2 pseudogenes are annotated in these 248 nt (G+C 42.7%); both read right to left on the reverse strand.

The window, feature by feature from the left end:
• Positions 1 to 80: pseudogene (locus AAEY57_RS20730) on the reverse strand (SlyX family protein); the annotation flags it as partial.
• Positions 67 to 248: pseudogene (locus AAEY57_RS20735) on the reverse strand (hypothetical protein); the annotation flags it as partial. The pseudogenes AAEY57_RS20730 and AAEY57_RS20735, both read right to left, overlap by 14 nt.

A 248-nucleotide genomic window follows, 5' to 3' on the forward strand; every position in this document is an offset into this window, starting at 1 on the left:
TCATTTAAGACTTCAATTGTTTCGTCTTGAAAAGCCACTTTGGCTTCAAGTTCCATTAAGCGATGTTCAATTGTGTTCATTATTCTCTCGTATAATAAATCGCTCTGCGATACCGCTGGAGCTTTCGGTTAACAACGACTTACCGTTATCTGTAAATGTCACATCTAGCACCACCGCCGATTTAGGCTTACTGCCTTCGCGCGGGGTAACCTGCCAAGTTTGAATTTTTTCACCGCTTGGTATTTGCC

The organism is Pseudoalteromonas sp. MER144-MNA-CIBAN-0113 (assembly GCF_040308965.1).
Taxonomy (GTDB): Bacteria; Pseudomonadota; Gammaproteobacteria; order Enterobacterales; family Alteromonadaceae; genus Pseudoalteromonas; species Pseudoalteromonas tetraodonis.